Annotated in this window: 9 protein-coding genes and 2 pseudogenes; 2 read left to right on the top strand and 9 right to left on the bottom strand. The window is 55.9% G+C overall.

Annotated elements, in window-relative coordinates:
- Positions 1-512: 512 nt before the first annotated feature.
- Genes FN806_RS20245 through napF form a run of 8 tightly spaced genes read right to left on the bottom strand, consistent with a single transcriptional unit; the run spans position 513 to position 7,019 of the window.
- The gene (locus FN806_RS20245; RefSeq protein ID WP_142640413.1) at positions 513-770 is read right to left on the bottom strand and encodes a hypothetical protein; all 258 of its coding nucleotides are present in this window, start codon (positions 768-770) and stop codon (positions 513-515) included.
- A gap of 13 nt (positions 771-783) precedes the next feature.
- Complete coding sequence (locus FN806_RS20240) at positions 784-1,485, bottom strand: NapC/NirT family cytochrome c (protein ID WP_185956761.1); 702 nt, start codon at positions 1,483-1,485, stop codon at positions 784-786.
- Between the two features lie 29 nt (positions 1,486-1,514).
- On the bottom strand, positions 1,515-1,952 hold the full coding sequence (locus FN806_RS20235) for a nitrate reductase cytochrome c-type subunit (protein WP_185956760.1): 438 nt from the start codon (positions 1,950-1,952) through the stop codon (positions 1,515-1,517).
- 12 nt (positions 1,953-1,964) lie between these two features.
- The gene (napH, locus tag FN806_RS20230; protein ID WP_142640411.1) at positions 1,965-2,882 is read right to left on the bottom strand and encodes a quinol dehydrogenase ferredoxin subunit NapH; all 918 of its coding nucleotides are present in this window, start codon (positions 2,880-2,882) and stop codon (positions 1,965-1,967) included.
- A complete protein-coding gene (napG, locus tag FN806_RS20225) occupies positions 2,879-3,697 on the bottom strand; it encodes a ferredoxin-type protein NapG (RefSeq protein ID WP_142640410.1) in 819 nt (272 codons plus the stop codon). Before napG ends, napH begins: the two co-directional genes overlap by 4 nt.
- A gap of 27 nt (positions 3,698-3,724) precedes the next feature.
- A complete protein-coding gene (napA, locus tag FN806_RS20220) occupies positions 3,725-6,217 on the bottom strand; it encodes a nitrate reductase catalytic subunit NapA (RefSeq protein WP_142640409.1) in 2,493 nt (830 codons plus the stop codon).
- Positions 6,214-6,507: a chaperone NapD gene (locus FN806_RS20215; RefSeq protein WP_142640408.1), complete on the bottom strand. Its 294-nt coding sequence runs from the start codon at positions 6,505-6,507 to the stop codon at positions 6,214-6,216. The genes napA and FN806_RS20215 overlap by 4 nt, the downstream gene beginning before the upstream one ends.
- A complete protein-coding gene (napF, locus tag FN806_RS20210) occupies positions 6,504-7,019 on the bottom strand; it encodes a ferredoxin-type protein NapF (RefSeq protein WP_142640407.1) in 516 nt (171 codons plus the stop codon). The genes FN806_RS20215 and napF overlap by 4 nt, the downstream gene beginning before the upstream one ends.
- Positions 7,020-7,426: 407 nt before the next feature.
- On the opposite strand from napF, the pseudogene FN806_RS20710 reads away from it, so the two are divergent.
- Positions 7,427-7,891 (top strand): annotated as a pseudogene (locus tag FN806_RS20710) (IS110 family transposase); the annotation flags it as partial.
- A pseudogene (locus FN806_RS20200) lies at positions 7,873-8,208 on the top strand (IS1 family transposase); the annotation flags it as partial. The pseudogenes FN806_RS20710 and FN806_RS20200, both read left to right, overlap by 19 nt.
- Before the next feature lie 25 nt (positions 8,209-8,233).
- Here the strand turns inward: FN806_RS20200 and FN806_RS20705 are convergent.
- Positions 8,234-8,482 (bottom strand): site-specific integrase, encoded by a 249-nt coding sequence (locus FN806_RS20705; RefSeq protein ID WP_246097372.1) that lies wholly within the window; start codon positions 8,480-8,482, stop codon positions 8,234-8,236.
- Positions 8,483-8,919: the final 437 nt, after the last annotated feature.

Below are 8,919 nucleotides of genomic sequence, written 5' to 3'. Positions count from 1 at the left end.
CGCATCCGTAAGCCAGAAGAGATCAGACATGTCCACCGCTCGTTTTTGAACCGTGAATCACGCCGCAAAACGGAAATCAATGGGTCCTGACCCTAGGATTACGCGCTTAGGGGCGCCATTGTGCGCAATAAGATATGGAATCAATCTGCGGTGGACTCATTGAGGCCTACTTTCCCGAATCAATTTGGCTGAAACACTATCTTTAAGGGTTTGATATGATATCTATTTTATTGCAGCTAGATGTCGTAATACCTGTCCATTGCAAGGCGTGGTCGAATGCTCCAGTGGCGCGTGGGCTGCAGCTGAAAATCTACACCAACGCGAGCAATGGTCCCTCGGCACGGATTGCTCGATAGTTCTGACGGCTTCCATCTCGAAAACCTATCAGATGAGAAATCAGGGGATGTCCATTCCATCAGAGCCCTTCTGCACCTAGCCGCTATCTACCCCAGAGCATCGGGTAAAGGACCAATCACTACGCCGCCATTGCCCAGCACGCTTCGGTCTTTCTGTTAGACCGTTGCCCCTTTGATACGGATCGCAGAACCCAGTGTCCCGGCACACAGACCCACAACAATGGCGATCAAAAGTTCGGTCGTTGCAACATTGGCAAAGTCCCAATGGGCAAACAGCAGCGTCCCAACAATGCCGATCAAACCGCCCATCATGGCCCCCAGCCAGAGGCGGCGCGTCATCATGCCAAGCGCAACGCCCAGAATGCCTGGAAGGCCGATGATGTTGCCGCCGATTGTTCCCAGAAGTTCCAGCATAACTTACCCCTTTTCAGTCCGACTGTGTGGTCAGGTATGACCGGATTTCTGCGCTGCCGTCTGCAACCTGTTGTTGCAAGTTACCTGCGGATTTATTAGCCAGCGCATCGGTGATTTTCTGGTATTCTTCCTGATAACCCTGCGGCAGGCTGTGTGCGATGCCTTGGTGGCAGTCGATGCAGGTCATGTTGTTGTCAATTGCCCGCTGATGTTCCGATGCAGCGCGTGCTTCTTGAATGGTGAAATCCATATAGTCAAAGTTATGGCAGTTGCGGCACTCGCGGCTGTCAGAGGCTTTCATCTTTTTCCAGACCGCCGAAGCCATACTTAGCCGATGCGCTTCGTATTTCTCAGGCGTGCTGATGGTTCCGGCAAGCTCGTGATAGACATCTTTAACAGCCATGATCTTGGCCTTGATCTTGTGGTTCCATTCATGTGGCACGTGGCAGTCAGAACAGATCGCGCGGACACCGGAGTGGTTGTTATAGTGGATCGTCTCGCGGTATTCGCCCAGATTGGTTTCCATCGTGTGGCACGAGGTACAGAATTCCTCGGTATTGGTCAGTTCCAATGTCCAGTGGAACCCACCCCAGAACAGAATACCGGCCAGAAACCCGGCGAGGATCAGAAAGCCCGAGCTGAACATAACAGCCGGGGTCCAGATCGCGTTCCAGAGGCGGCGGATCCAACCGCGGTTTTCGGGGGAGTCTGCCATCTTGGTGCTCCTTTCAGACATGCGTTGGATTAGTTGCCGGACGAGGGTTCAAACACGTTGTCGACCAACGCAGGCGCATCTGCCTGAGGCACGTGGCACTGGTTGCAGAAATAACGGGTCCCGGCGATGTGATCCAACTCATTGCCGTCACGATCCAGATAATGGGTCATCGACAGGGTCGGCGCATTGCGTTCCCCGGCTTTGGTCCAGTCATGGCAGGACAGGCATTGATTGGTGCGCACGTCAATCTGGTATTGCTCGATCGAGTGGGGGACAAGCGGTGGTTGCTGGCGATAGTTGCGCTGCATCCGTCCTTCCACGTTCTTGTGAATCCGGTCCAACGGAATGGGTTCATCCACCTCGGCGCCACGCAGGGTTTGCACCGTCGCAGATTGCGCAAGGACGAACCCGCTCAGGAATATAACGGGGATCAGGGCGACGACACCTGTGAGGATTGGCTTGTTCATCTCGGCACTCCCTTAAATAGGTCTGGCTACGCGCGGTTCAGGCGCGGGAACTGGATCGGAAGGTGCGGCGACTTGGTCGTCGAACCGGTGAGTAAATTTGAAGACATCAACTGCACAGACATCGATACAGCGACCGCAGTTTGAGCAGTCGGTTGACAGGATCAGCGGCGTGGCACCCGGCTTGCCCTTCAGCGCGGGCGAAATGATGTGGTTTTCGGGGCAGACGGCGTAGCAATCCATGCAATCGTCACAGGCCGAGCGGTTAACCGCGCTGACCCGCAACAGGCTTTTGGTGCCGATCAGGCCATAAAACGCACCGACCGGGCATATGTGGCCGCACCAGCCGTGACGGGCGACAAGCACGTCAAAGGCAAAGATCGCAACGACCATGGCCCAGACAAAACCGGCCCCAAAGATCAGTCCGCGATGCAGCATGGTGATTGGGTTGATAATCTCCCATGCGATCACGCCGGTGAGGCCCGAGACGATCAGCGCGGTGGCCAATATCCACAACCGCGTGCGCCGTTTAGGTTGCCAACCTTTCGGCAAATCCAACCGCCTGTGCAACCAGTTGGCGGCGTCGGTCACTGGGTTGATCGGACAGACCCACGAGCAATAGACGCGGCCCCCGACCAGCGCATAGGCCACCATGACGATCAAGCCGCCAATCAAAGCGGTCATCGCCGGCCAATGCCCGGCGATGATGCTTTGCAACAGGATGAATGGGTCCGTCAGCGGCAGTACACCCAGGGTCTGCGATCCTGCCAAGGTACCTTTTACGACCCAGATGCCGAACCAGGGTCCCAACAGGAACAGGACCAGAAAGAACAGCTGACTGATACGGCGCAGTATCAGGTATTTATGCGCGCCGACCCAGCCTTTGACCGCCACGGCTTCTTGGCCTATGGGCATATGTGTGCGGGTGGTCATTGTCCCACCCCTGGAAGATCATAGCCGGGTTCAAAACCACCCGGTGCGATCAGGTTGTCGACCCCCGGGCCGGGCAGGCGGTCGGGCAGGTCGATTATGCCTTCGACAACCGGCGCGCCCTTGGCATCTTTTTCTTCCCAACCTTTGCGGTAATGATCCGCGCTGCTGCCCCGCGCAAGACGTGCCGGCAATACCTTGATTGCGGCTTCTGGCAGTACACAGCTTTTTTCACACATGCCACAGCCGGTGCAGCGGTCGGCATGTACGGTTGGGATAAACATCGCATGGTGGCCCGAGCGGGCGTTATGCGCTGTTTCCAGCGTGATCGCTTCGTCAATCACCGGGCAGACACGGTAACAAACGTCACACCGCAATCCCAGGAAGTTCAGGCAGTTTTCCTGATCGACCAAAACCGCGACGCCCATTTTGGCATCGTCAATGTTATCCAACGTGGGATCTAGCGCACCGGTCGGGCAGGCGGCAACACAAGGAATATCGTCGCACATTTCACAAGGCACATCCCGAGCAGTAAAATATGGCGTGCCCGTCGCCCCGGCATCCGACCCAAGCTCGGCCAGTTTCAAGGTATCATAGGGGCAGTCTCGCACACACAGCCCGCAGCGAATGCAGGCCGACAAGAACTCCCGCTCTGGCAGCGCGCCGGGGGGGCGCAAAGCTTCGGCCGACAATGCACGGGCGTCGCGGGCCAGCCAGGCCAGCAGTGACCCAGCGACCACACAGCCGCCTGCCGCACGCGCCGTATCCTGAAGGAAGCGGCGACGTTTCGGCGAAAGAGGAGTCTTGGCGAGGGGCATGGGGATTACCTTTGCGATCCGTGCCGATTACGCGCGCTCGACCTTACAGGCGCATTTCTTGTAGTCGGTTTCCTTCGACAGCGGACAGGTTGCATCCAGCGTCAGCTTGTTGGTCAACTGGTGTTCATCAAACCACGGCATAAAGACCAAACCGCGCGGCACCTTGTTGCGCCCGCGTGTCTCAACCCGACTGGTGACCTCGCCACGGCGGGTCGACAACACGATTTCCTGCCCGCGGCGCAGGCCGCGATCCTTGGCGTCTTGTGGATGCATATAGACAACTGCCGACGGGAAGGCCCGGTGCAGTTCCGGCACCCTGCGTGTCATCGAGCCTGAATGCCAATGTTCCAGCACGCGACCGGTCGACAGCCACAGATCATATTCTTCGTCCGGCTCCTCAGCGGCGGGTTCGTAGGGGGCAAAGATGATTTTTGCCTTGCCGTCCTTGTGACCGTAGAATTTAACATCCGCGCCTTCGGGCACATACGGATCGTACCCTTCGCGGAAGCGGTAAAGGGTTTCTTGCCCGTCCACGACCGGCCAGCGCAACCCGCGCGCCTGGTGATAGGTTTCGAACGGCGCAAGGTCATGTGCGTGGCCACGGCCAAATTCGGCATATTCCTCAAACAGGCCTTTCTGAACGTAGAACCCAAAATGCTCGGATTCGTCGTTGTCAAAGCCTTCCGCAGTTTCGGCTAGGGGGTACTTGTCCACCGATCCGTTGGCGTAAAGCACATCATACATGGTCTTGCCGCGGTGTTCGGGCATCTTGGCCAGCAGTTCTTCATCCCAGACCTCTTCAACGGTGAAGCGCTTCGAAAACTCCATCAACTGCCACAGGTCAGATTTTGCTTCTCCTGGCGCTTTCACCTGCTGGCGCCAGAACTGAGTACGGCGTTCCGCGTTGCCATAGGCGCCTTCTTTTTCGACCCACATGGCGGTGGGCAGGATCAAATCGGCAGAGACAGCCGTGACCGTTGGATAAGGGTCAGAAACTGCGATGAAGTTTTCCGGGTTGCGATAACCCGGGTAACCTTCCTCGTTGATATTGGGTGCCGCCTGCATGTTGTTGTTGCACTGCACCCAATAGGCATTCAGTTCACCATCCTTCAGCTTCCGGTGCTGCAAGACCGCATGGAACCCGGGCTTAGGTGGAATAGTACCTGCCGGGATATTCCAGGCGGTTTCGCAAATCTGACGGTGTTCGTCATTTGCCACCACCATGTCTGCAGGCAGGCGGTGGGCGAACGTGCCCACCTCACGCGCGGTTCCACAGGCCGAGGGCTGACCGGTCAGCGAGAAAGGCGAGTTGCCGGGTTCAGAGATCTTACCAACCAGAAGGTGCACATTATACATCAGCGAATTCACCCACGATCCGCGGGTGTGCTGGTTGAAACCCATGGTCCACAAGCTCATCACTTTGCGGTTCGGGTCTGCATATTGTTGCGCCAGCTTCTCAAGTTTATCGGCGGGCACGCCAGACAGTTCGGCTGTGTATTCCAGCGTATAAGGTGCGACTGCCTCGGCGTATTCTTTAAAGCTGATCGTCTCGAGCTTGCCCGAGTTTGGGTTCTCTGCCTCTTGCTGCAGCGCGTTTGTATCGCGCAGACCATAACCGATATCGGTGGCGGTTTTGGTGATGTTGACGTGCTTGTTGACAAACTCTTCGTTCACCGCGCCGTTCTGAATGATGTAATTGGCGATGTAATTCAGGATCGCCAGATCGGTCTGCGGGTTAAACACTAGGCCATTATCGGCAAGCTCGAACGAGCGATGTTCGAATGTCGATAGAACATGCACTTCGCATCCCGGCTTGGTCAGGCGCGTGTCGGTCAGGCGCGACCACAGGATCGGGTGCATTTCGGCCATGTTCGATCCCCACAGCACGAAAGTATCCGCGTGTTCCAGATCGTCATAGCAACCCATCGGCTCGTCAATTCCGAAGGTACGCATAAAGCCCACGACCGCGGAAGCCATACAGTGCCGCGCGTTGGGGTCGATATTGTTGGACCGGAACCCGGCTTTCATCAATTTCGAAGCAGCATAGCCTTCCCAAACCGTCCATTGGCCTGACCCGAACATGCCGACACTGGTCGGGCCCTTTTTGGCCAGCGCCTCTTTCCACTTGGTGGCCATGACGTCAAAGGCTTCGTCCCAACTGACCGGCTCAAACTCACCGTTCTTGTCATATTCGCCGTTGGTCTTGCGCAGCAATGGGGTGGTCAGGCGATCCTTGCCATACATAATCTTTGACAGGAAATAGCCCTTGATGCAGTTCAGCCCGCGATTGACCGGCGCGTCAGGGTCACCCTGAGTGGCGACAACACGCCCGTCCTTGGTGCCGACCAGTACAGAACAGCCGGTGCCACAGAACCGGCAGGCGGCCTTGTCCCAGCGAATGTCAGGAGTGCCCACCTGCGCAGCGGCCTGACCAGTGGCCAGAGGAATACCTGCGGCAGAGGCCGTAGCTGCGGCCGCTGAGGCCTTGAGGAATGTCCGACGAGTTTCTGATATGGTCATAGCGTGGGCCTCCGGCTGGTGGTTTGGCTTGGGGCATCGGGATGCGGATGGCTGTCCGCAGTGTCCTCGAAATGGTGGTACGTCAACGTCAGAGAAATCACCCCGGGGATCTGGTGCAGGTCCATGATGATCTCGGACGCAAGGCGTGTCGGCGTGTCTTCGACAACAATTACAAAACGACCGTCTTCGGCCTCGGCGTGAATTTCGACACCGACAGTGTTTTTCATTGCCTCGGACGCCACTAGTGCCTGCGCTGGCGCGATATGTAAAAGGCATCCGCAGATATTCATTGGCTGGCTTCCGTTTGAGATATGGTTTTGCGTTTCAATGTGACGGCATCGACCGGGCAAGACGCCATACACGACCCACAGCCAGTGCAGGCGTCGAGGTCTATTGATGGATCCGCGCGGCCACCCAGTTGAAGCCTGAAGTTGATGGCGTTCTGTTCGCAATTATCCTGACACACTCGGCAGCTGACACCATTGACAGACAGGCAGGACGCAGCGTCGACCGACGCGCGCCACGGCCAATCTTGCAGGCGTTCTATGTCCAGGGCATCCGTGGGACAGGATTGGGCGCAACTCCCACAAAAAGTGCAGGGACCCTCGGTGGGTTGAAACACCGGATACCCATCCTGACCAATGGCAATCACACTTTCGGGGCAAGCCTCGACACAGTCGCCACATTTACTGCATTGATCTGCAAAGCCAGGCACAACCGAACCCGGAGGTCGAACAAGATTACTGTCCTCCCGGAATGCGGTGACGCCCAAAAACGCGCGTCGGCTGGTCAGTTGACTCATATCGCTTTGACCTGGCTATCTATGATTCCTTTTCTGAGTTTACTGCATAATCGTTCTGAGGCTGGTACATTTTGATCCAGATCATAATTTGAGCGCATCGTTCTTAAACGTTTTGAGCTATTTGACGTCTGGAATGCCACCATCCGTGCTGCTTGAAACCAGATGTGCGATGACACAACAAAGTCAAACCGCCATCTGTCTCAAAACATCTGATGACGTATAGCCGTCCATTGCCTACCGTTGCCGCGTCGACATGTGATTGGGCCGTAGATCATGTCGTCGCGCAAATTCATTGACCTCACACCCAGGACCGACGACTTGGCCACAACACGACCCTTGAACGGTTCTGAAGGTGTAGACGCCCCCGCTGGCCTCGGTGTGCCATTGTGGGTTTGCAAACAAACTGAATGGAGGCGTCACTGGAAGAGATTGGCATGATTGGCCTGGATTTGGCGAAGAATGTGTTCCAGGTGCACGGAGCGGCTAGAACAGGTCACCCGGTTCTTCAGAAGAAACTGCGCAGGGGCCAGGTCCTCGAGTACTTTGCCAAATTCCCGCGTAGCGTGTTTGCAATGGAGGCCTGCACCAGTGCGCATTATCGGGCGCGCGAGATCGGTCGTTTGGGTCACAAAGTCAGGCTGATCAATCCGGCCACGTGAAGCCATTCGTCTAACGTCAGAAGAACGATATGGGCGATGCAGAAGCAGAACTGTGAAGCTGCAAGTCGACCAACGATGCGCATTGTTGCTGTGAAGCGTGAAGAGACCTAGGCGTCAGCGATGGTTCTTCGGTCCCGGGAATTGTTGGCTCGGCAGCGCACGCAATTGATCAACGCTCTGCAAAGTCACCTTGGCGAGCTAGGTCAGGTCGCACCGACAAATCTATGATCAGCACGTCGAATGTTGAGTGTCAAAACCTGACCATGCGTATGCCCATGCGCCGTTTTTCCCGCCTGACAAGTGGTTTCAGCAAGAAGGTTGAAAACCGCATGCACTCCGTTGCGCTGCGTTTCATGTACTACAACTCTGTGAAGGTGCATCAGACGTTAAAGGTGACACCTCCAATGGAAGCGGGTTTGACTGATCGCCTCTGGAATATAGCTGAACTGGTTGCTATCGTTGATGCCAACGAACCCGCACCAAAGAAGCGTGGAAACTATAAGCCCCGTAATAAGGCACTTTCAAAGTGACCCAATCCCGTACGATCCGCGTATATTAGCGCGTTGATATATGAAGTCGTTCATGAAACCGGCCAGGCCAAAGGTATTCCGAACCAACCATCAGCGGGTTTTCCATCCACTTCGCGACTGACAAACGTCTGCCTTCGAAGATCTCGAAACGCACCGGCTTCTGCGTCTTACTCTGCAGAACGGAGGCTCGTTCCTTGACCTGTCCGGAGGCCATTACATCGACCACCTGCATTCGGACCAGATCGCAGCCTCGGAGCTTGTTGTCTATTGCCATATTGAAGACGACAAAGTCCCGGTGGATTTTGGCTAGCTCAAGTCCAACCCTGATCGCCCAGATGTGTTTTGGTTTCAGAGGGCGCTTTTGTCCTACGATCCGGCCCTTGTTTCAGGCCGGGCGAAGCGCGCGAATGGCGGGTAAGTTTGGTGTTTCCATGACTGATCCTCCGAACCGCCATTCCCTCCCACTTCGACGACCCGACGTTGACCGGTGCAGCATATCACCGGATGCTGCATCGCATTCGACGTCCAGTGTGAGCCCAAAGCGACAGAGTTTCAAACCTAACATCAAACTTTTCGAGGGCTAAAACAACTGCTACTCCCTTATGAATGATTGATTGTTGAGCAGCCTCATCTGACTGGTTCAATTTGATTGTTAGTGCATCATTGGCCTGTGATCCATTGAGATGATGGTTTCGGGAGCTGACGGGCGGC

The sequence above is a fragment of the Ruegeria faecimaris genome, from assembly GCF_900182615.1.
Taxonomy (GTDB): Bacteria; Pseudomonadota; Alphaproteobacteria; order Rhodobacterales; family Rhodobacteraceae; genus Ruegeria; species Ruegeria faecimaris.
This window is presented reverse-complemented; position numbering and strand designations above follow the sequence as displayed.

What these genes read in the sequence shown, in the direction of transcription:
- FN806_RS20245 (WP_142640413.1), bottom strand. Translation starts at nt 770, where the DNA reads ATGCTGGAACTTCTGGGAACAATCGGCGGCAACATCATCGGCCTTCCA.
- FN806_RS20240 (WP_185956761.1), bottom strand. Translation starts at nt 1,485, where the DNA reads ATGGCAGACTCCCCCGAAAACCGCGGTTGGATCCGCCGCCTCTGGAAC.
- FN806_RS20235 (WP_185956760.1), bottom strand. Translation starts at nt 1,952, where the DNA reads ATGAACAAGCCAATCCTCACAGGTGTCGTCGCCCTGATCCCCGTTATA.
- napH (WP_142640411.1), bottom strand. Translation starts at nt 2,882, where the DNA reads ATGACCACCCGCACACATATGCCCATAGGCCAAGAAGCCGTGGCGGTC.
- napG (WP_142640410.1), bottom strand. Translation starts at nt 3,697, where the DNA reads ATGCCCCTCGCCAAGACTCCTCTTTCGCCGAAACGTCGCCGCTTCCTT.
- napA (WP_142640409.1), bottom strand. Translation starts at nt 6,217, where the DNA reads ATGACCATATCAGAAACTCGTCGGACATTCCTCAAGGCCTCAGCGGCC.
- FN806_RS20215 (WP_142640408.1), bottom strand. Translation starts at nt 6,507, where the DNA reads ATGAATATCTGCGGATGCCTTTTACATATCGCGCCAGCGCAGGCACTA.
- napF (WP_142640407.1), bottom strand. Translation starts at nt 7,019, where the DNA reads ATGAGTCAACTGACCAGCCGACGCGCGTTTTTGGGCGTCACCGCATTC.
- FN806_RS20705 (WP_246097372.1), bottom strand. Translation starts at nt 8,482, where the DNA reads ATGGCAATAGACAACAAGCTCCGAGGCTGCGATCTGGTCCGAATGCAG.